Source organism: Rothia mucilaginosa (assembly GCF_964211445.1).
Taxonomy (GTDB): Bacteria; Actinomycetota; Actinomycetes; order Actinomycetales; family Micrococcaceae; genus Rothia; species Rothia mucilaginosa_E.
The window spans coordinates 1-22,139 of the sequence record NZ_CAXOQT010000018.1; the positions used below are offsets into that span (position 1 = coordinate 1).

The 22,139-nt window shown below is 57.3% G+C and carries 12 protein-coding genes; 6 read left to right on the forward strand and 6 right to left on the reverse strand.

Annotated features, from left to right (window positions below; all coding sequences use genetic code 11):
* Nucleotides 1-58: 58 nt before the first annotated feature.
* The 6 genes from AB8E48_RS05680 (at nucleotide 59) to AB8E48_RS05705 (ending at nucleotide 9,738) form a co-directional block, all read left to right on the forward strand.
* Nucleotides 59-1,222: a heme/hemin ABC transporter substrate-binding protein gene (locus AB8E48_RS05680; RefSeq protein ID WP_296548282.1), complete on the forward strand. Its 1,164-nt coding sequence runs from the start codon at nucleotides 59-61 to the stop codon at nucleotides 1,220-1,222.
* The gene (locus AB8E48_RS05685) at nucleotides 1,222-2,301 is read left to right on the forward strand and encodes a FecCD family ABC transporter permease (protein ID WP_005507200.1); all 1,080 of its coding nucleotides are present in this window, start codon (nucleotides 1,222-1,224) and stop codon (nucleotides 2,299-2,301) included. Before AB8E48_RS05680 ends, AB8E48_RS05685 begins: the two co-directional genes overlap by 1 nt.
* Nucleotides 2,298-3,068, forward strand: coding sequence for a heme ABC transporter ATP-binding protein (locus tag AB8E48_RS05690; RefSeq protein WP_070666953.1), 771 nt, complete (start codon nucleotides 2,298-2,300; stop codon nucleotides 3,066-3,068). Before AB8E48_RS05685 ends, AB8E48_RS05690 begins: the two co-directional genes overlap by 4 nt.
* 258 nt (nucleotides 3,069-3,326) lie before the next feature.
* Complete coding sequence (locus AB8E48_RS05695; protein WP_368886054.1) at nucleotides 3,327-5,885, forward strand: HAD-IC family P-type ATPase; 2,559 nt, start codon at nucleotides 3,327-3,329, stop codon at nucleotides 5,883-5,885.
* Nucleotides 5,886-6,487: 602 nt separating this feature from the next.
* Nucleotides 6,488-8,542 carry a glucose PTS transporter subunit IIA gene (locus AB8E48_RS05700; protein WP_368886055.1) on the forward strand — a complete coding sequence of 685 codons (2,055 nt, stop codon included), beginning with the start codon at nucleotides 6,488-6,490 and terminating at the stop codon, nucleotides 8,540-8,542.
* 167 nt (nucleotides 8,543-8,709) lie between these two features.
* Nucleotides 8,710-9,738, forward strand: coding sequence for a dihydrodipicolinate synthase (locus AB8E48_RS05705; RefSeq protein WP_368886056.1), 1,029 nt, complete (start codon nucleotides 8,710-8,712; stop codon nucleotides 9,736-9,738).
* A 187-nt stretch (nucleotides 9,739-9,925) separates the two neighbouring features.
* Here the strand turns inward: AB8E48_RS05705 and AB8E48_RS05710 are convergent, their stop codons facing one another.
* The 6 genes from AB8E48_RS05710 to AB8E48_RS05735 all read right to left on the reverse strand — a co-directional run bounded on the left by AB8E48_RS05710 (nucleotide 9,926) and on the right by AB8E48_RS05735 (nucleotide 21,969).
* Complete coding sequence (locus AB8E48_RS05710; protein WP_368886057.1) at nucleotides 9,926-11,629, reverse strand: ABC transporter family substrate-binding protein; 1,704 nt, start codon at nucleotides 11,627-11,629, stop codon at nucleotides 9,926-9,928.
* A 254-nt stretch (nucleotides 11,630-11,883) separates the two neighbouring features.
* Nucleotides 11,884-13,584: an ABC transporter family substrate-binding protein gene (locus AB8E48_RS05715; RefSeq protein ID WP_368886058.1), complete on the reverse strand. Its 1,701-nt coding sequence runs from the start codon at nucleotides 13,582-13,584 to the stop codon at nucleotides 11,884-11,886.
* 330 nt (nucleotides 13,585-13,914) lie between these two features.
* Nucleotides 13,915-15,624, reverse strand: a complete 1,710-nt coding sequence (locus AB8E48_RS05720; RefSeq protein ID WP_368886059.1) for an ABC transporter family substrate-binding protein — start codon at nucleotides 15,622-15,624, stop codon at nucleotides 13,915-13,917.
* 442 nt (nucleotides 15,625-16,066) lie between these two features.
* Nucleotides 16,067-17,767 carry an ABC transporter family substrate-binding protein gene (locus AB8E48_RS05725; protein ID WP_368886060.1) on the reverse strand — a complete coding sequence of 567 codons (1,701 nt, stop codon included), beginning with the start codon at nucleotides 17,765-17,767 and terminating at the stop codon, nucleotides 16,067-16,069.
* A gap of 403 nt (nucleotides 17,768-18,170) precedes the next feature.
* The gene (locus AB8E48_RS05730; protein ID WP_368886061.1) at nucleotides 18,171-19,901 is read right to left on the reverse strand and encodes an ABC transporter family substrate-binding protein; all 1,731 of its coding nucleotides are present in this window, start codon (nucleotides 19,899-19,901) and stop codon (nucleotides 18,171-18,173) included.
* Nucleotides 19,902-20,268: 367 nt separating this feature from the next.
* Entirely contained in the window at nucleotides 20,269-21,969 is a 1,701-nt protein-coding gene (locus AB8E48_RS05735; protein WP_368886062.1) for an ABC transporter family substrate-binding protein, read from the reverse strand.
* Nucleotides 21,970-22,139: the final 170 nt, after the last annotated feature.

The following is a 22,139-nucleotide window of genomic DNA, read 5'->3' on the forward strand; positions in this document are numbered from 1 at the left end:
GTTTTACCCCGGCGCCTACCCCAGTTTTTCTTAACTCCCTTTTTTCTGTGAGACGACGATGTTTTCTTCCCTTTCTTCTTCTGCCCTGAACCGCCGCGATGCAGTGAAGTATGCGGCGTTCTCCATCACTTCCGCTTTTCTGCTGAGCTCTTGCGGTGTGGGTACTCAGAACCCGGCCGCTTCTTCAAGCACTTCGCAGGCTGTGGTGGATGAGCAGAGCACCCGCACCGTTTTGGAGAACCTTGCCGATCAGTTGCGTTCTTCTATTGCCCCTGATCAGAAGGCTCTGCGCGGCCCCAATAGCGCCGCAGATACCCCCGAAATTCAGCCGATGGTCGATACCCCCACTCCGGCTTTCCCGGTGACGTTCAAGGATTTCAACGGCACTGAGGTGACCGTTAAGTCTGCTGACCGTGTACTGGCACTGGACCTGTACGGCACTCTGGCTCAGCAGATGATTGCGCTGGGTCTGGGCGGTCGCCTGGTCGGTCGTGTCACCTCCTCGACTGAGCAGTCGCTGGCTCATCTGCCGCTGGTGACCCAGAACGGTCACGACCTGAACGCTGAGGCGATTCTGGCGACCTCCCCGGACCTGGTGCTGTGGGATAAGAGCAACGGCCCGATTGAGATTGTGGATCAGCTGCGCGCTGCGGGCGTGACCGTGGTGGTCTTCGATCATGAGCGTCGTATGGATAAGATCATTCCGCAGCTCAAGGCTGTTGCGCAGGCACTTGGTGTTCCGGAGGCGGGCGAGCAGGTTGCTGCCCGCGTGCAGAAGGACCTGGATTATGCTCTGCAGGTGCTCAAGGACGTCGCCCCGAAGGGTGCACAGCAGGTGTCGTTCGCGTTCCTGTACGTGCGCGGTACCGCTGGCGTGTTCTTTGTGCTCGGCAAGGGTTCGGGCGCTGACGATTTGATTCAGGCTATTGGCGGCAAGGATGTGGCGTCTGAGCAGAACGCGACGAATATTATTCCGGCGACCAGTGAGGCGCTGGTGAAGCTGAACCCCGACGTCATTCTGACCATGAGCGGCGGCATTAAGTCCACCGGCGGTTTGGATGGTTTCTTGGCTCGCCCGGGTGTGGGTGAGACGACTGCCGGTAAGAATAAGCGCATTATCGATATGGGTGACGGCCAGATTCTGTCCTATGGCCCGAATACTCCGGCGGTGTTGCTCTCGCTGGCTAAGGCTGCGTACTCGACTCCTGCGGGGGGCCAGTAGTGGCTGCCGTGAAGAGTGCGGCGGGTGCGCGGGATTATCGTGCTTCACGTCGGCGTCGTGCCGGTCTGACGTTTACGTTTTTGGCGGTGGCACTGTGCGTTGTGATGGTGCTGTCTGCGGGTTTGGGTCAGTACAATATCCCGACTGATCAGGTGGTTGCTTCTGTGGGCCGCCGCCTGGGTCTTGCGCCGGAGAACCCGGCGATGCAGCTGGCGGATAGCACTCTGTGGAATATCCGTTTCCCGCGTGTGCTGTTGGGCGTGCTGGTGGGTGCCGCTTTGGGTACTTCCGGTGCGGTGATGCAGTCGGTGTTTGGTAACCCGTTGGCTGAGCCGGGCGTGATTGGTGTTTCCTCGGGTGCGGCGGTTGGCGCGTGTTTATCGATTGTGTTGAACCTGCAGTTCTTCGGTATTTTCACGACTCCTGCATTCGCGTTTGTGGGTGCGTTGGCGGCTACTGCGCTGGTGTATTTCCTGTCGCGTTCTTCGGGTCGTGCGAAGGTCCTGTCGATGATTTTGACGGGTATTGCGGTGACCGCGGTGGCGAATGCGATTATTGCGTTCCTCATGTTTATTGCTGATACGACGAGCCGCGATCAGATTGTGTTCTGGCAGATGGGTTCGCTGAACGGTTCTACATGGAAGGCTGTGGCGAGCGTATGGCCGGTTATTCTGATTGGCTTGGTGGCATGTTTTGTGATGGCTTCTTCGCTGGATGTTCTGGCGTTGGGTGAGCGTGCGGCGCAGCATTCGGGCGTGAACGTGGAGCGTCTGCGTGCGGTGTCTATTGCGGCGACGGCTTTGTTGACGGGTGCTGCGGTGGCGTATGCGGGCATTATTGCGTTTATTGGTCTGATTATTCCTCACCTGTTGCGCATGATTTTGGGTCCGTCGAATCGTGTGTTGTTACCGGCTTCGGCATTGGGTGGCGCACTGTTGATTGCGCTGTCTGATTTGGGTGCGCGTACGCTGGTGCCTTTTGCCGATTTGCCGATTGGTATTTTTACGGCTTTGGTGGGCGGCCCGACGTTCTTCGTGTTGTTGCGTCGTTCCCTGGGTCAGGGCGGAGGTGCTTCGTGAGTGAGTTGTTGAGCTTGTCCGGTGTGTGTTTTAACGCTGGTGGGCGTCAGATTTTGAATGATGTGTCTCTGTCTGTTGCTGCGGGCGAGGTTGTGTCGCTGATTGGCCCCAATGGTGCCGGTAAGTCGACTCTGTTGGGTGTGATTGCTGGTGATATTGCGCCCAGTAGCGGTGAGATTCTGTTGGATGGCACCCCGCTGGGTTCGATTCCTGCCCGTCAGATGGCACGTCAGCGTGCGATGCTGTTACAGAAGTTGAATGTGGCGTTTTCGTACACGGTGCATGAGGTGGTTCAGATGGGCCGCACCCCGTGGAAGGGTACGGAGCGCGCTGAAGAGGATGACTCCGTGGTTGCTTCGATGATGGAGCGTACGTCGGTAACTCATTTGTCGGATCGCGATATTACGACTCTGTCCGGTGGTGAGAGTGGTCGTGCTCATTTGGCGCGTGTGTTTGCTCAGCAGACTCCGCTGATTCTTTTGGATGAGCCGACTGCGGCATTGGATATTACGCATCAGGAACAGACGTTGCGGGTGAGCCGTGAGTTGGCTGCTGAGGGTGCTGCAGTGTTGACGGTGCTTCATGATCTGGATGTGGCGGCTGCGTATTCTGACCGTATGGTGTTGTTGCGTGGTGGTGAGGTGGTTGCTTCGGGCGCCCCTGAGCAGGTGTGTTCGGCGGAGTTGTTGTCTGAGGTGTATCAGCATCCGATTGAGGTGTTGAGGCATCCGGTGACGAATCGTTTGTTGATTCTGCCGGAACGCTGATTCTGCCAGAACGCTGAGTCTGCTAGCGCGCTGATTTTACGGGGCGTTAGCGAACCATCCCGCAAACACTTTCCACCTCAAAATATGCCAGTATTTGCATATATTAAATCTCCGTTCTGGAATGGCTGTAAATATCAGCTCATTACAGGGCGGAGATTATCTTTATCCCCTCCTGCACGGATACACTGAAAGGTAGTGTCCGCAATACTGAACTCTATTCAGTTCAGCATTCCATCCATTCGAGAAAGAGACCCCCGCATGGATCCTCAGCAGAAAACGGTAGCGCCTGCCGTTGCCGGCTACATTCCCGAATATTCTGAAACACCGCATAGCGGATCTTTCGATATTGCCCAGCACGGTTTGAGTAGCGATGATGTTGCTCGCCTGACTGCTGAAGGTAGGGTCAATACCCAGAACAATAAGTCTTCTCGCACGCTGTGGAGCATTATGCGTGCGCACCTGTTCACGGTCTTCAACTTTGTGTTGGGTGCCTGTGGTGCCGTGGTGATCATGTACCAGCGTTGGGCTGATCTGCTCTTCCTGGGGGCTGTTATCGCTAACGTGGTGATTGGTTTTGTGCAGGAGTACAAGGCGAAGCTTGAGCTGGACCGCATCTCCCTGCTGGACCGCTCCCCCGCTACTGCGGTGCGTGACGGTAAGAGCGTTGAGGTTCCGATGGAGCAGCTGGTTGAGGGTGACGTCGTCATCCTCAAGCGCGGCGATCAGGTTCCCGCGGACGCTATTGTGCTCACCTCCGATTCTTTGGAGCTGGATGAGTCCCTGCTGACCGGTGAGAACGACCCGATTGCTAAGCGCCCCGGCGATATGGTGCTGTCGGCGTCGAGTGTGCTGGGTGGTACCGGCCGCGTCCTGCTCTCGCACGTGGGTGCGAATTCTCGTGCAAGCAAGATTTCTGATGAGGCGCGCCAGTTCTCGCGTATTCAGTCTGAGCTGCGTGATGCGCTGAACCGTGTAGTCCGCTGGATTACGGTGGGTCTTGCGGTCATTATTCCTGTGGTGTTGTGGGGTCAGATTCAGGCGGCTGGCGGCCTGGAGACCGTGCAGCAGAACAACCTGTGGGAGCAGGTTTCTATTGCTGTGGTGTCCTCGGTTGCTTCGATGATTCCACAGGGCCTGGCGCTGATGACTACCCTGGCGTTTGCTGCGGCGGCTGTGACGCTGGGTCGTAAGCACAACATCCTGGTGCAGGAACAGCCTGCGGTTGAGGTTCTGGCTCGTGTGGACGTGGTCTGCTTCGATAAGACCGGCACCCTGACTGAGGGCGGCGTGATTTTTGATTCGGTGCGCCCGCTGGACACCGCTGCTGAGGCTGAGGGCCCGGATGCCGACTCTGCCGAGCACACTTCTTGGCGTGCTTCTCTACCTGCCGGCTGGAATGAGGCGCTGGCGTGGTTTGGTCACGATGAGAACGCGAACCCGACCGCTGCGGCTCTGACCGGTGGCTTCTCGGATGCTTCCTCAGCGTCGGTGAGCGGTATTGTGCCGTTCTCCTCGGCTCTGCGTTTTAGCGCGATTGAGTTTAAGGATTCGGGTGCGTGGCTTCTGGGTGCTCCGGAGGCGCTTCTCGCCAAGGGCACCGCTGAGCGTGAGCGTGCCGCTGAGCTGGCGGCGCTGGGTCTGCGCACGATGGTTTTGGCGCATGCTTCTGCGGTGGTTCGTAATGAGAAGGATGAGCCGATCCAGAAGATCCCGTCGGATGCTACCCCGGTTCTGTTCGTGATTTTCCGTGAGAATGTGCGAGCGGATGCGCCTGAGATTGTGGAGTATTTCCACCGTCAGGGTGTGACTTTGAAGGTCTTCTCGGGTGATAACCCGTTCACTGTGGCTGCGGCTGCGAAGACTGCGGGCATGGATACTTCTGCGGGCGCGGTTGATGCGTCGACTCTGCCTGAGGACGGTCCGGAGCTTGCTGAGGCTGCGGCTACTCACAATATTTTCGGTCGTGTGTCGCCCGAGCAGAAGAAGAACATGGTGATTGCTCTGAAGGAGCGCGGCCATGTGGTGGCGATGACCGGTGACGGTATTAATGACGCTCTGGCGCTCAAGCATGCAAGCCTGGGTATTGCGATGGGTAACGCGGCTCCTGCGACGAAGGCTGTTTCTCGTCTGGTTCTGCTGGACGGTAAGTTCTCGTCGCTGCCGGCTGCGCTGGAGCAGGGCCGTCAGGTTATTACGAACATTGAGATGGTGGCGAACCTGTTCTTGACGAAGACCGGTTTCGCAATTCTGCTGGGTGTTCTGTTCAGCCTCTTCGGTTTGACCTTCCCGTTCTTGCCGCGTCAGTACTCGACTGCGGACTTCTTGATTGTGGGTGCGTCGTCCTTCGCGTTGACTCTGCTGCCGAATTCGCGCCGTTACGTGCCGGGCTTCTTGCGCCGCGTGCTGAATTACACGGTTCCGAACTCGATTATTGTGGTTGCGATGCTGCTGGCGGTGACGTTCACGGCTCGTGGCATGGGTGTTGAGGATATCCGCCAGATTCAGACGGCTTCGTTCATCACCCTGGTGATGATGGGTCTGTGGAACTTGGCTGCGGTGGCTCGTCCGTTCAACCGTGCTCGTGTTCTGTTGTTTGGTGCGTTGCTTGCGGTGTTCTTCGCGGCGCTGTTCGTACCGATTCTGGTTGAGTACCACCAGTTCGTTACTGTGCTTCCGCATCTGCTGTGGACGGCTCTGGGCGCCGGTGCACTGGGCGCTGCGCTGATTGAGGTGAATGCGCATCGTAACCGCCGTTGGCAGAAGCGTCATTACCCTGAGCTGGAGGTTGCTCCGCTGAATTTCTTCCCGGCTAAGTAGTTAGTCGTAAGGTAGCTGCTTCGGTAGCGTGTGGGCCCCGTATCCTGTGGATGCGGGGCCCTTCCGCATCTTCATGAGCATCGTCTTCATGAGCACCATCTTCGAAGCGCCCCGCCCGGTGTGTGTCGGGGCGCGCTGGAGCGTTCCAGAACCAGCCTGGGCACTCCTACTAGCACTGCCGAAGGTGTGTCTCAGCTATCACTTGGGTGAAATATTTAACAGCTTCTGATAGCTCCTCTCTCTCACCTTGCTCTTAACCTGGGAAAACCCTTAGAGTTACAGGGAACTATTTGAGAAGGGAAACCTTCTTCAGGGTTGTTACTGGTTTGGCAGGCAAGACCTGAGTTACTCAACACCGTAGTGGGACAGCAGTACCTTCTGCTGAATATTCCCCTCTATTTGCTGTACCGAAGCTCCAATAGTGGGCACGAGTGTAGTGCTTCCGGTGGTCGAGAGACTCGGGTCTTTTGTGTTTTCTGGGGCGTGTTACCCGCCTTCTGGGCTTCCCCGTTCTGGGATTCCCCAGTTTGGGTTTTCTTCAGCGAGCGCAGCCTCCTGTAGCAACGTTGAGTAGACATTGACCGCATATCTAAGGAAGTATCGTGAATAACCGCGAACTTGGCGAGAAGATTCTTGACGGCCTGGGTGGCCCCGAGAACATCGCGCACATTACTCACTGTGCAACCCGCCTTCGTGTCACTCCTGTATCTAACGATGCAGTGCAGAACAAGAAGATTGAGGGCCTGCCCGGCGTTCTCTCTGTGATTGAACAGTCCGGCCAGACTCAGGTGGTGCTGGGCGAGCGCGTTGAGGCTGTGTACAACGAGATCAACGCTCTGCCTTCTATGTCCGGCCACACTGAGGGTGACACCAAGGTTGAGGCTGAGGGCAAGAAGTCCGGCTGGCTTACCAACGTCTTCGACGTTCTGTCTGACTCTTTCCGTCCGCTGCTGTGGGCACTTCTGGGTACCTCGATGATTCTGACCCTGATTGTGTTCATGCAGCAGCTGGGCTTCTTCGGCCAGTACACTGACTTGACCGGTCAGAGCGTGAACATCGACATCATTAACGGTGCTCGTGTGGCTGACCCGGAGGCTGCTAAGGCTCTGAACAACCAGTGGATGCAGCAGTTTGCTTTCTGGTACATCCTGAAGGCTGCTTCGCTGTCGGTTCTGAACTTCATGCCCATTATGCTGGGTGCTACCGCTGCTAAGCGTCTGGGCGCGAACATGTGGGTTGGTGCGGCTATCCCCGCTGCGCTGATGACCGGTACTTTCACCGATCTGACTGCTCTGGCTGACCCCGCAACCAAGGTTCTGAACGTTCCGTTCTTCGGTCTGGATCTGCCGCTGTACGCGTTCAGCTACACCGGCCAGGTCTTCCCCCCGCTGCTGGCTGTTGCCCTGCTGGCTCCGCTTGAGCGCTTCCTGAAGAAGGTTATTCCTTCGATGCTGCAGATGGTGTTCGTGCCGATGATTTCGGTCATGATTCTGGTTCCGGTGACTGCGTTCCTGGTTGGCCCCATCGGTATTGGTGTGGCTATGGGCATCTCTGACTTCCTGAAGATGGTTAACGACCAGGCTCCGGCTCTGGTTGGTGCTCTGATTGCTGGTCTGTACCTGTTCATGGTTCCGCTGGGTCTGCACTGGCCGCTGAACGCCGTCATGATTAACAACTTGCAGACCATGGGTACTGACTTCATTCAGTCCCCGATGGGTGCGTACAACTTCGCTGTGTTCGGTCTGGTGACCGGTGTGGCTATCAAGGCTAAGCACGACCGTGAGCTGCGTCAGACCGCTGTTGGTGCGTCGATGTCCGGTCTGCTCGGTGGTATTTCTGAGCCGTCCCTGTACGGTGTTGTGCTCCGTTACAAGCGCGTGATTCCGATTATTCTGGTTCCCGCTGTTATTGGTGGCGCTACCATTTCCTTCCTGGGTGTTAAGTCCTACGCGTTCGCGTTCACTTCGCTGCTGTCGATTCCGGCTATGCAGCCTTCTCACTTGTACGCGATTGGTCTGGCGATTGCGTTCTTCGGCGCTATGACCGGTGTTCTGATTTTCGGTTACGAGTCGAAGGCTGATGCTGCGAAGCATGCTGCTCAGCGCGCAAAGGAAGAGGCTGTTGAGGCCGCTCCCAAGGCTGAGGCTGCTGCCGCTGCAGCGACCACCGCTGCCGCTGCTGAGTCCGCTGCAGCTGGTGAGGTCATTGAGCTGCACGCTCCGATTGAGGGTACTGCTGTTGCTCTGTCTGATGTTCCGGACCCGATCTTCGCTGCTGGCAAGCTGGGCGAGGGTGTGGCTATTGAGCCGACCGGTACCACTGTTGTTGCTCCCGCAGCCGGCAAGGTTGCTGCGACTTACCCCTCGGGCCACGCTGTTGGTCTGAAGCTGGAGAACGGCATTGAGCTGCTGATTCACGTTGGTCTGGATACCGTGAACCTGGACGGTAAGGGCTTCAGCGTGAAGGTTGCTAAGGGCGATGTTGTTGCTGCTGGCGACGCTCTGATTGAGTTCGATCCCGAGGTCATCAAGGAGGCGGGTTACCCGCTGATTACCCCGGTGATTGTGACCAACACCCGCAAGTTCGCTGAGGTCAAGGGTCTGCCGGGCGTTGCTCACCAGAACCTGAGCACTGTCCTGAAGGTAACCACTAAGTAGTTCCCTTTCTAGGCTCTAAGGGGCCCCACCATTACGGTGGGGCCCCTTTCCTTATGCCCTGATATTCGGGTAGGGCTTAGCTCGGCGTTACACACTAGCCGGGGGGGGGATTTCTGCTAGTGTGGGAATAAGCTCAACAAGGAAGTTCTCAAGTGACAGGGAGTACGATGATGTCTTCTGCTATTAGGACATGGGATACCGAGGTGTGGGAAGAGCAGCAAAAAGAGTTGCGCGCTCTTTCTCCTGTTCGGCGGCTGATGCGCCGGCTCAATCTTGAGGCGCTCGTCTATGAGTCCGCGCCGTTCCCGGTTCTGTTGCGTAGGCTCTCCGCGCTGGTTCCCGCGTGCCTTCTGTGGTGGGTTATCTATGAGCCGCACCGGCTTGCTTCCTCCGCAAACCTCCCCGAGGGTACTCACGCTATTACGTTGCTCCCCGGGGCCTGGGGCGACCCCGCTACGGGGACTTATGGAGGTCTTCCTGAACTGCAGGGAGTCCTTGTGCGCTGGGTGCTGTGCATCGCGGCAATGGTGGCTGTCGTTCATCTTTGCGGCGTCAAGGCGAAGGGTCAGAGCTTCATGATTCCTCACGATGCGCGTTCACGGTTAATTGCGCTCATGCAAACTCTCGGTATTTTCGGAGCCTTTGCGCTGGTCGTCTGGATTGAGTACATGATGACTCCACTGACCCTCATGTTTGAAACCGTATACGCGGGCCCAACCGCAGCCTATAGCGGCGACGGCATGATTCCCCTGCACCTGTTCCTGTCCTCATCGTTGAGCGCTATTTTCTTGGGCTATTTTTGCGTGAACATTCTTGCCTCGCTGAATATCCCCGGGTACCTGGGCATCCCGGCAATTATTTACGTGGGGGCGCTCCCTTGGGCTCAGGCAGAGCGACACCAGTTCACGTTGGCGCTGGCGTGGGTCATTGCGGTGACGCTGGTGAGTTGGCTCGTGCGCGGCATGTGGGGCACTCTGCTCGCCTGCGTGGGCTATTCTCTGTGGATTGTGCTGGTTGCAACCAGCGGTGATCCTTTTGACCTGTCCGCCAATATGAGCCGCGTGCTCGTCATTTTGGGTTTCCCGCTGGCGTTTATCGTCGTTGGAGGCGGCATTTACCGAATCTTCTACCTGCGGCAGAACCCGAAGATGTTGAGGTACCTGCAGGAGCGTGCCCTGTACCTGGGCGAGTGGTAGCAACCGGTTAGGGGGCACTCCCCTCCCCCAGTTTTTGTAATTACATATCCCGCTAATGTATCCAGCTAAAGGACGCAGAACAAGGGGAACAGAAAAATCCCGGGCACTCTCTCGTGAGAGTACCCGGGATTTCGAGTCCTACAGGACGACTAAAGCATTACCGAAAACGGTATTACTTGCGTCTGGATTACTCCTGCCAGCCAACGTTGACCCAGTAGTCAGCGCTGGTGTAGCTCTGCTTGAACAGGGACGGACCGTAGTTCGCAACCTTAGCCTTGACAGCGGCGTACATCGGGCCGTTTGCGTAGGGCAGGTACACTGCGACCTTCTCGTAGTAGAGCTTCTCCGACTCGTTAGCGATCTTGATGCGCTCGTCTTCCTTCTCGGTGTTCTGCAGCTTCTCGATGAGCTTATCGACCTCGGGGTCACCGACTCCGAACACCTCGGTGGTGAAGAAGTAGGGTGCCGAGGAAGCCAGATCGGGCAGAACGCCCCAACCGGTGAAGATTGCCTCGTAGCTCTTCTGACCAAGCACGGAGTTGGAGTTCGACTGCGGCTGGTTGTCAGCGCTCAGGCGGATACCTGCGGACTTCAGCTGCTGCTCCAGAATCTGGTAGACAGCCTGGTAGACAGCCTCAGAACCGAAGGAGGTCAGGGCGAAGCCAGCAACCTTGCCGTCCTTAGCGTAGTAGTCGCCGGACTTGGAGTAGCCTGCTGCCTCAAGGATCTTGGAGGCCGCCTGAGCGCCGGACTCACCCTCGTAGTTGTTCTGGTAGCCCTTCTGGAACGGCATTGCGATGATGGAGCCGGGCAGCGGCTCGGTCCAGCCGAGCTGCGAGAAGTATGCCTTAGCGATCTGCTCGCGGTCCACAGCGGCGAGGATTGCGCGGCGCAGTGCCAGGTCCTCAATGCGCTTGGGGTTCAGCTGAATGATGTTGACGTTGGTGTTCTGGCCCTGGCGAATCTCGGTGCCTGCCTGGCCCTTCACAGCGTTGTAGCTGGTTGCGCCGACGAAGGTGAACGCGTCCAGCTCGCCGTTCTTGAAACCTGCGCGGATTGCTTCGGAGTCCATCTGACGCCAGACGATGCGGTCCAGCACCGGCTTCTCGCCCCACCACTTGTCGTTCTTGACCAAGGTGAGCACCTTCTGGGAGGAGTTCCACTCGCCAATCTTGAAGGGGCCTGCCCAGTACTGGTCGAGGGGCTTGTCAACGAAGCCGTCGTTGAAGAGGTTGACGTCTTCCAGTGCGGGGTGGATTGCGAAGGCGCACAGACCCTCGGAGGGGTAGTACGGAGCCTTCATGGTGACCTTGACGTGGAAGTTGTCGCCGTCAACAGCCTCGATGCTTTCAACCTGCTGCCACATGGTGTTGTCGGTGATGTGGTAGGGGTTGTCGGTGGTTGCGCGGTAGACCTTCCAGCAAGCCTGCACAGCCTTCACGTCCATGGGGGTGCCGTCGTTGAAGGCAGCCTTGGGGTTGATCTTGAAGGTCGCGGTCTGCACGCCGTTGACGGTTTCGGTCTTGTGCTCGGTGCAGAACTCGGGGTTGAGGGTGCCTTCACCGTCGGGGCTCATGGTGTAGAAGCCCATGACAGCGGGGATGTTGCAGGGTGCCAGCGCATCCAGGTTGCTGGAAGTGTAGCCGCTCTGGGTCTGCAGGTTGAAGTTGGGGCCCAGCGCAGTAGCTGCGAGGGTCAGGGTACCGCCCTGCTTGAGGGAGGAACGGTCCTGCTTGTTGACCTGAAGGTTCTTCAGAATATCTTCAGCGTTGTTAGCGGCGCTACCGCCAACCTTTTCCTTCGAGCTACCGCAGGCAGCCAGCAGACCGACGGTGCCGAGGGCAACGGTGCCGGTCAGGAGGGTACGGCGAGAGACAGACATGCTCTTCATGGAATTTCTCCTAGAGTATTCGCAGTGTTGTGAAGTCGGTACGCGAACGGTGCGTAGCCAGCACTCCAACCCGGCGGGAGGACAGTCTCTGCCGGGGTGGGCAGAATGCCCACATTTGTTTTTAAGTATATCCTTGCTGCTCTCTAGGGCATGGAAAAGCGGCGTGCTACAGAAGGTTTTAATCCTTTTGTAACACGCCGCGGTAGCGCTTTTGCCCTTATGGGGCGTGTGAGCTGTGCTCAGCGCTTAGATTTTTACTTTTCCCAACCGACGTTGATCCATACGTTCGGGTTGTAGTAGGGCAGGCCGAAGAGCATGGGACCGTAGTTCGCCAGACCCTTACGGCATGCCTTGAAGTTCGGGCCGTTGTTGGTCGGGACGTAGATTGCGACTTCGTCCAGGTGGCGCTTCTCCAGCTCGTTCATAATCTTGAGCTGTTCCTTCGGATCCTCGGTGGACATCATGGTTGCAGCCAGCGAGTCCAGGTCCTTACCGTGACCGTTGTTGGTCTCGGAGATGTAGAAGTAGTTCGCCGCATCCACCGGGGAGGTGGTGATGCCGTAGCCACCGCTCTTGATCGAGAAGTTCTTTGCGGAGATGATGCTTGCCATTTCGGAGGCACCGTGGTTCTCGATGGTCAGTTCAACGCCGATTTCCTTCATCTGCTGAACGAGGAACTGTGCGGTGGAGCTGACGACCGGGTCGGTGCCGAAAGTGGTCACCGAGTAGGATGCCTTCGCGCCGTCCTTAGCGTAGTAGTCGCCGTTCTTGGTGTAGCCTGCGTCCTCGAGGATCTTAGTGGCGACATCCTTGCCGAGCTTGGTCGGGTAGTTATCCTGGTAGCCTTCCTGCATGGGCAGCATGCACATGGAACCGGGCAGGGGTTCCTTCCAGCCGAGCTTCTCGTAGCGCAGCTTGAGCAGCTGCTCACGGTTGAGAGCTGCAACGAATGCGCGGCGGACGGGCAGGGGAACCTTTTCGGGGTTGATTTCGTAGTTGCCCACAGCCAGTGCGCTACCCTTGCGGATATCGATGTTGCTGACGCTGGAGAGCTCGTTGTAGGAGCTGAGGGTGCTTGCGTCGGCGTAGTCGAGTTCGCCGTTCTTGAATGCTGCCTGCTCTGCCTGGGAGCTCATTTCACGCCAGGTGATGCGCTCGAGCAGAGGCTTGGTGCCCCACCACTTCTCGTTGCGGACGACGGTGAGGACCTTGCCGGAGGAGTTCCATTCGCCAACCTTGAAGGGGCCTGCCCAGTACTGGTCGAGGGGCTTGCCGTTCATGCCGTCGTTGAAGAATGCGACGTCTACGAATGCGGGGTGCAGGAAGGAGGTGAAGCTGCCTTCGATGGGGTACCAGGGCTTGGACATGGTGACCTTCACGTGGCGGGAGTCGCCATCGACCTCTTCGATGCTTGCGACCTGCTCCCAGAGGGGCGAGGGGGTGATCTGGTAGTCCTTGCCCTCGGCTGCGCCGCGGTAGATGGTCAGGTAGCTACGGACAGCCGCGATGTCGATCGGGGTGCCGTCGTTGAAGACAGCCTTGGGGTTGATCTTGAAGGTCACGGTCTGCACGCCGTCAACGGTCTGTGCCTTGTACTCGGTGACGTAGTCCTCGTTCATGTGTGCTTCGCCGCGGAAGTCAGCGTAGTAGCCACCGGTGAATGCGGAGTTCATTGCCGCCTGAATGTTCAGGTTGCCTGCGGTGTAGCCGTTGGTGTTGAGGATGTTGAAGTTCGGGCCGATGCCGTCTGCACTCAGTCGCAGCTCGCCGCCGTCCTTGAGGGCGGAGCGGTCCTTCTCGTTGTAGGAGACTGCCTTGGAGAGGTCGTCGCCTGCAGAGAGAGCGTTGCTCTCGTTCTTGGAGGAGTTGCCGCCGCAGGCTGCGAGCAGGCCGACGGTACCCAGGGCAACGGTGCCGGTGAGCAGGGTACGACGGTTGAGAGAGAAAGTGGTCATTAGTTTTCCTCGGTTAGGTGGGATGCTGAATTTTTGTACGCGGGGGAACACAACCCGCACATCTTTGTGACAGCACGCACATTTTGCATTGGGATTAGTATACACACAATTCCCACGCAATGTGACCCAGAGAACCTTTTTCAAGGAAATATTTCAGCAGAAACTTTTCATTCCCCAATCTCAAGCAGCCCTCCCCGGGAAACAGAAAAGTCCCGCGGTACCCCACCTCTAAGGCGGAATACCGCGGGACTTTACCCTTCCGGAGCCTATGCCGATGCCTCCGAAAATTCAGAAACTACCGACCAGAACCCCAGAAACTAGCCTGTGGCTTTAGTTCTGCCAACCCACATTGACCCAGCGCTTGGGGTCGGTGTAGCTGGTTGCGAAGAGGGACGGACCGTAGTTAGCCAGCTTCTCCTTCACAGCAGCGTAGCTGGGGCCGTTAGCGTAGGGGAAGTAAATAGCGACCTTCTCCATGTGCTGCTTCTCAGCCTCAGCAGCCATCTTCAGCTGCTCATCGTGAGATTCCTTCTCGTAGATGGACGCAATGTACTTATCCAGCTCAGGATCGCCCACACCCTCGTTGATTTCGCTGGTGTAGAAGTACTGAACGCTGTCTGCAGGGTCAGCACCAATACCCCAACCGGAGAAGGCGCAGTCGTACTGCTTGGAACCCATCACCGAGTTGAACTGCGACTGCGGCTGGTTGTCCTGCTCGAGCTTAATGCCAGCTGCCTTGAGCTGCTGCTCGAGGTTCTGGAACTGAGCCAGGGAGGTTGCATCCGAACCGAAGTAGGTGATGGAGAAGCCCGCGGTCTTGCCGTCCTTAGCGTAGTAGTCGCCGTTCTTGGAGTAGCCTGCTGCCTCCAGGATCTTTGCCGCAGCCTCGGCGCCAGGGTTGGTGGGCATAGCGTCCTGGTAGCCCTTCTGGAAGGGCATAGCAATCAGGGAGCCGGTCAGCGGCTCATCCCAGTTGATCTGGCCAAACTTGACCTTAGCCAACTGGGAGCGGTCAACCGCGGCGAAGACTGCACGGCGCAGGGCGGTGTCGGTCACGCGGGTCGGGTTGAACTGCAGGTTGATCACGCCAACGCTCTGGCCGGAGCGAATCTGAACACCGGGCTGATCCTTGACAGCGTTGTAGGTTGCCAGACCAGCGAAGCCGATGCTGTCCAGCTCGCCATTCTTGAACGCTGCACGCTCTGCCTCGTCGCCCATTTCGCGCCAGATAATGCGATCCAGCAGCGGCTTCTCGCCCCACCACTTGTCGTTGGGCACGAGGGTGAGGGTCTTGCCGGAGGAGTTCCACTCGCCCAGCTTGAAGGGGCCGGACCAGTACTGATCCATGGGCTTGTTCACGAAGCCGTTGTTGAAGAGCTCCTTGTCGGTCAGTGCGGGGTGCAGACCGAGCAGGCCGAGGGTCTCGGCAGGGTACAGAGGCTTGGACATGACGATCTTGACGCGGGTCTTGTCGCCATCCACGGGGTCGATGGATGCTACCTGCTGCCAGAAGGGAGCGGCGATGACGTTGTAGCCGTCATCGGGGTTGCGGTAGACGGTCCATGCCGCGCGGATTGCCTCAATATCAACGGGGGTGCCGTCGTTGAAGACAGCCTTAGAGTTGAGCTTGAAGGTAATGGTCTGAACGCCGTCGACGGTCTCTGCCTTGTAATCGGAGACGTAGTCGTCGTTGAGGCTGTAGTCGCCAGCGGGGCTCAGGGAGGTGAAGCCGATAGCGGAGGGAATGTTGCAGGCGCCACCGAATGCGGTGAGGTTTTCGGTGGTGTAGCCGCTCTGGGTCAGGATGTTGAAGTTCGGACCGATTGCGGAGACGCTACCGCGGAACTCGCCGCCCTGCTTGAGGGAGGAGCGATCCTGCTTGTTGATTTCGAGGTTCTTGACGATTTCCTCGGTGCTCGAAGCAGCCTTACCACTAATCTTCTTGTCCGAACCGCCACCGCACGCAGCCAGCAGGCCGACGGTACCCAGGGCAACAGTGCCGGTCAGCAGGGTACGGCGGTTAATACGCAGATGAGTCATGTGTTCTCCTCGTGCCGGAGGGCTCGGGTGTACTTCGTATGGCGCACGATATTGTGCGTCTTGTGTGCAGTGGCGACGAAGCCTCTGCCGATCACCCTTGTGAGAGCCCCCACATTGTTTGTGATTGAAACACAGTATACCCCCAAAAGAAGCGGCGCAGACCACATTCCAACCTCCACACAAACCGTACGGCGTATAAAAATGGTGCATACGGTATCTTCAGCCCGCGTCATTACACGGAACACATGCATAAAAACTAAAAAATAAAATATTGTGTTCGATCAGCATGCGAGCGCGTCACATCCGGCGCTTTGAGAATCGTTACACATTAAAAGCGCATCGACGGGCAGCTAAACCGCTCTGCGCTTTCCAAAAGAAAAAGCTCCCCACTCCTATACGACACTGCGAAAACGTATAGGGGCGGGGAGCTTAAAACTGCGGCTTATGCCATCCAGCCGACCGCAGACCAATCGGTGCTCTTGAAGAGGAACGCACCGTAGTTAGCGAGCTTCGGGCGGCATGCCTTGAAGTCCGGGCCATTGAGGAAGGGGATGAAGAGGCAAACCTCGCTCATGTGCTTCTTCTCAATTTCGTTGCACTTCTCGGCGCGCTTAGCGTCGTCGAGGATGGTGACCATCTCGTCGACCATAGCGTCAATTTCGGGGGTGCCGACGCCGTCCCAGTTCTTGGAGTGGTAGAAGTACTCGGCAGCACTGGTCGGTTCGGAGCTCACACCGAAGCCCGAAATGCTCACGTCGTACTCGCGGTTACCGACAACCTTCGAGAATTCGGACTGCGCACGCGAATCGAGCTCGAAGTTAATGCCGATTTCCTTCATGCTCTGAATGAAGGTCTGCGCCTGGCCCTTGGTGGTGGCGTCATCACCGAAGGTGGTCAGCTTCAGGGTGATGGTCTTGCCGTCCTTCGCGTAGAAGTCGCCGGACTTGGTGTAGCCTGCCTTCTCCAGGACCTTGCGTGCTTCCTCCGGGTTACGTGCCGGGTAGTTGTCACGGTGGTACTGAGAGGAACTCAGCAGAAGCATCGAGCCGGGAACTTCTTCTTCGTAGGGCAGACCCTGGAAACGAATCTTTGCCAGAGCACCACGGTCGATACCCAGGAAGATTGCCTTACGCACGGCAGTATCAGTGATGTGCTGTGCGTTCAGGTTCATACCGCCGGCGAAGAGGCGGCGACCGCGGCGAATCTCAGAGTTCGCAACGTCCTTCATCTCGTTGTAGGCGCTGAGGGTACGTGCTTCCACGACGTCCAGTTCGCCGTTCTTATAGGCGGCGCGAGCTGCAGCGTCTGCCATTTCACGCACGACGATGCGGTCCAGCTTGGGCTTGTCACCCCACCACTTGTCGTTGGGCACAGCGGTGAAGGTCTTCTCGGAGGAGTTCCAGCCGTTGGGTGCCAGGGTGAAGGGGCCGCAACCGAGCTCGGGGTGGGGGTTGTCCACGAAACCTTCATTGAAGAGGTTTATGTCAAGCATTGCCGGGTGCAGGATTCCGCCGAAGAGCAGACCCTTGACGGGGTTGTGTGCGGTCTTGAAGACAACGCGTGCGTGGTAGCGGTCGCCGTCGATAGCTTCAACGCTTTCGATGAACTCGTAGATACCTGCAGCGCCAATCTTGTACGCCCCCTCGGGGTCACGCTGAATCTGCCAGGTTGCCTTGAGAGCGTCGATGTCGATGGGGGTGCCGTCATTGAAGACTGCCTTGGGGTTCAGGCGAACCTCGGCGGTGATCTTACCGTCTACTTCCTTCGCTTCAAAGCCGAGGCAGTAGTTGGGGTCGAGCTCATCTTCACCCTTGAAGGTGCTGCGCCAGATGCCGGCACCGGCGATAATGCCCATAGTTTCGGAGACGGAGGTGCTGGAGCCGTTCTGGGAGAAACGGTTGAAGTCCGGGCCGAGGGAGTAGGTGCTCAGGTTTAGGGTACCGCCCTGCTTGAGCTTCGAGGGGTCCTGCTCGTTGATTTCATAGAACGGGGTTTCGCTTGCCTTGTGCTCGGTCTTGGAGGATGAGGATCCACAAGCGCTCAGTACGCCGGCAGCAGCGACGGCGGTTGCGCCGCCGAACAGTACGCGGCGGCTCATGATGGGGTTGAATCCGGAGAGGGAGGGGAGGGACTGGGGGCTCATGACGGGCTCCTTGTGGGTGTGGACTGCGTTGATGCAGTGTTGGCAGTGTGGGTGGCTCCGCATGCTCGGGAGGCGGGGTGTCCGTCTGCAGGAGCGCCTGCTATCTGCGGTGATGGGCGGGCAGGTCAAGCCATGCAAAATAATGTGACCTAAAGCTATGTTCTAAGCCACATTTAATATTTTTAGTAGTGTACACCACATATCTCACCGCAGGTGCGCAACACGATAAATATTTCTAAATTATTACGCCCGAGCATATATCCACACCGCCAGAGCACGCTGCCAGAGCCTCCTACATCTCTGCACACCCGCCCCTCCCCCGCCCCCCAAAATAGCCAGCGAGCACGGCAAAGCGGGCCGAATACGTACATACGCATTCGACCCACTCATAGGGCAGAACCGTTTAGGAGTTCATCCAGCCCACAGCAGTCCAGTCCGTAGTCTTGTAGAGGCTCGGACCGTAGTTAGCCAGAGTCTTCTTGACCATCACAAAGTCAGGGCCGTTCGTAATGGTACCCAGGAAGGCGAACTCCGCCATGTGCTTCTTCTCAATCTCATTGCAGGCGAGGTTACGGTCCTTGTCATCCTCAATAAGAGTCATAGCATCAATGAGGGCGTCAATTTCCTGGCTGCCGATACCTTCGTTGTTCTCAGAGTAGTAGAACTGCTTGGTACCCTCGGTTGCATCAGCAGAGACCGAGTAGCCACTGAAGGAAATATCGTAGTCCCAGTTGCCCAGAATGGTAGCGAATTCGCTATCGGAGTGCTGGTCAATGCGGATTTCGATACCGACATCCTTCATCTGCTGGGTAAAGGTCTGAGCCTTACCCTTGGTGGTCGGGTCATCACCGAAGACCACCACTGCACAGCCAGCCTTCGTGCCATCCTTCTCGTAGTAGTCGCCGTTCTTGGTGTAGCCGGCGGCTTCCAGAATCTTCTGCGCCTCCGAAACACTGTTATTCGGGGTCGGGTAAGAATCCTGGTAGTAGGGCGAGAAGGGCATGTGAATCATCGAACCGGGGATGGTTTCCTCGTAGGGCAGACCCTGGTACTGAATCTTCGCGAGTGCTTCACGGTTGGTGCCGGCGAAGATTGCCTTACGCAGGGCGGCATCCTTCACGCGGCGGGGGTTAATATCCAGACCACCGGCGTAGAGGCGGGTACCCTTACGCAGTTCGGTACCTGCCACGTTCTTCACCTCGGTGTAGGTGGAGGAGGTGCTTGCACCAATCGCATCGATTTCGTCGTTCTTGAACGCGGCACGTGCAGCACTGGACTCCATCTGGGTAAAGACAATCTTGTCCAGCAGGGGCTTGGTGCCCCACCACTTCTCATTGGGTACAACGCTGAAGGTCTTTGCGGTGGAGTCCCAGCCCTTGTCAGCCAGAGTGAAGGGGCCAGCCCAGTACTCAGGATGGGGCGCATCCACAAAGCCGTTATTGAAGAGCTCAACATCTTCCAGGGCGGGGTGCAGAATCTCAGAGAAGAGGCTCTGCAACGGGTAGAAGGGCTTGGAGAAGGTGACGGTTGCACTGTAGTCGTCTTCGCCCTTTTCGACGGATTCAACGAATTCGTAGATACCGCTGGAGACGATGTTGTAGCCATTATCCAGGCTCTTGAAGATGTTCCAGGTGGACTGAAGCGCCTTGTAGGTGATGGGGGTGCCATCGTTGAAGACAGCCTTGGGGTTGAGCTTGACGGCAACCTGAATCTTGTCGTCCTTCTTGGTGTGTTCGAAGGAGACAGCGAAGTCAGTGTTCAGCTTGTAGGTGCCGTCAAAGTCGAGGTTCCACAGACCAGCCTGGCTGATGGTGCTCATAACGTTGACGTTATCGCTGGTGTTACCGCTCTGGGTGTAGAAGTTGAAGTTCGGGCCGATGGCACCGGCGGGCAGGCGGAGGGTGCCGCCCTTCTTGAGGCTACTTACGTCCTGAGCATTGATGTTGTACAGGTCTTCAATGTTGGCACCGGCGCCAGCTGCCTTGGTCTTTTCGGAGCTTGCGCTGCCGTTGCCGCAGGCACTGAGCAGGCCTACAGCTCCCAGAGCCGCAGAGCCGCCGATGAGCGCGCGGCGGCTGAAGCTGTTCTTGGTCGCTTCGTGGCTGCTCGCAGTGTATGCGGTCTTGGTGGTCATGGGAGTGGTTTCCTTCTGTTGTGAGCGGGCGGGTATACCCCGTATTCCCGAAGTGATGATTATTTATGCATGGTACTGCATAACTTTGTATGGCTCCACTGTAGCGCGCCCCGGGAGTAAAAACCAAGCATTTTCACAATATTTCTTAATATTTATCGCGTTTTTTGAATATTCATACTATACATACGCTGTTTTTGTGCGAATTTTTTGGATTTTATCGGATAGCTATACTGCCACCCCCTACATCTGTATACAAAAGCACCCAAAGCGATTTCTCCAGATACGCAAAAAGTGTCCACCCGGATGATCCGGGTGGACACTTTCAATAGCTTTAGGCTATTCACCTAGTAGGTGAAGGGATGAGGACTTACTTAGCCCAACCAACCTTCTCCCAGTGAATGCCGGTGCCCTGGAAGAGGGACACACCGTAGTTGCGCAGGCCCTTCTTCACGAACTTGTACTCGGGGCCGTTGATGAGCGGAATCAGCACTGCAAATTCAGCAAGGTGCTTCTTCTCAATCTCGTTGCAAGCCTGGTTGCGTTCCTTGTCGTCAGCAATGAGCTTCATCTTTGCAATCATCTCATTGATCTCGTCGGAACCAGCTTCCTCAGGCTTACGGCGCATGTAGAACTGCTCGGTAGCCTCGGTAGCATCCGGGGAGCTCGGAGCGAAACCGGAGGAGGTTGCGTCGTAATCCTTGGAGGCCATAGTCTTGTTGAACTCGCTCACAGCACGGGAGTCGAGCTCAGCGTTAATGCCTACGGACTTCAGCTGCTGAACCAGGGTCTGACCGACAGCCTTGGCAGTGGGGTCCTCACCGAAGATGGAGAACTTGAAGGCAGCCTGCTTGCCGTCCTTCTCGTAGAACTCACCGTTCTTGGTGTAGCCTGCCTCTTCCAGAATCTTGGATGCTGCAGCAGCATCGTTGTTCGGGGTCGGGTAGTTGTCCTGGTAGTACTCGGTGAAGGGCATGTGAATAACCGAGTTGGGGAGCTTCTCTTCGTAATCCAGACCCTGGAAACGAACCTTAGCGAGAGCCTCACGGTTCAGACCAACAACCACAGCGCGACGCAGAGCAACATCCTGCATGCGGGCGGGGTTCATGGTCAGACCGCCAGCAAAGAGGCGAGCACCGCGACGCATCTCGGTGTTAGCAACGTCCTTGAGTTCCTTGTACGCAGAAGCGGTGGTAGCGCCAATCGCGTCAAGCTCATCGTTCTTGAACGCCGCGCGCTCAGCAGCGGTATCCATCTGACGGAAGACAATGCGCTCCAGAACGGGCTTCTCACCCCACCACTTCTCATTGCGGGTCAGGGTCAGAGTCTTCTCGGCGGAGTTCCAGCCGCCCTCAGCAATGGTGAAGGGACCAACCCAGTACTCGGGGTGCGGCTTGTCGACGAAACCAGTGTTGAAGAGTTCCTTGTCCAGCAGAGCCGGGTGCATAATGCCAGCGAAGAGGGTATCCAGCGGGTAGTAAGGTGCGGAGAAAGTTACCTTCACCTTGAAGTCATCACCGTCGCGCTCAACGGAAGCAATGCTGCTGTAGATGCCGCTGGTAGCAATCTTGTAGCCACCATCGGTGCTCTTGAGGACCTCCCAAGTAGCCTGCAGAGCCTTGTAGTCAATGGGGGTACCGTCGTTGAATTTAGCCTGGGGGTTCAGCTCGATGGAGACCACGGGCAGGCCGTTCTCCTCGGAGACGTCGAAGCTCTTCGCAAAATCGGGAGCCAGAGTGCGCTTACCCATGGGGTCACCCTGCCACAGGCCTGCGTAAGCTACGGGGCTCATTGCGGTCTGGGTGTACAGGGAGTTGCCGTCCGCGCTGAAAAGGTTGAAGTCCGGACCAATACCGGGAATAGCCAGGCGCAGAGTGCCGCCATCCTTCAGCTCAGATACAGCTGCCTCACCAAGGTCATAAAGCTCCTTGGCATCGGTGCCCACGGTTGCACCCTGGGTGGTTGCCTTGGAGTCCTTGGACGAGCCGCACGCAGCCAGTACGCCCGCGGTACCCAGTGCTGCAGCGCCACCGAGAACGGTACGACGGTTCAGGATGAAATTCTTCTCCATGAGAGTGTCCTCTTATACGTTTGACCCTCAATAATCCTGCAGGAAAGCGTCAAGGATTCCCTGCTTATGCGCCGCCCAAAGGGTGCGGTAAGCGATGAATTAGTGCCGGTCTATGAATGTGTTCCTTCGGGTACGCCCCTAGCGGCGCGCCCATGGCTTAATTATGGCTT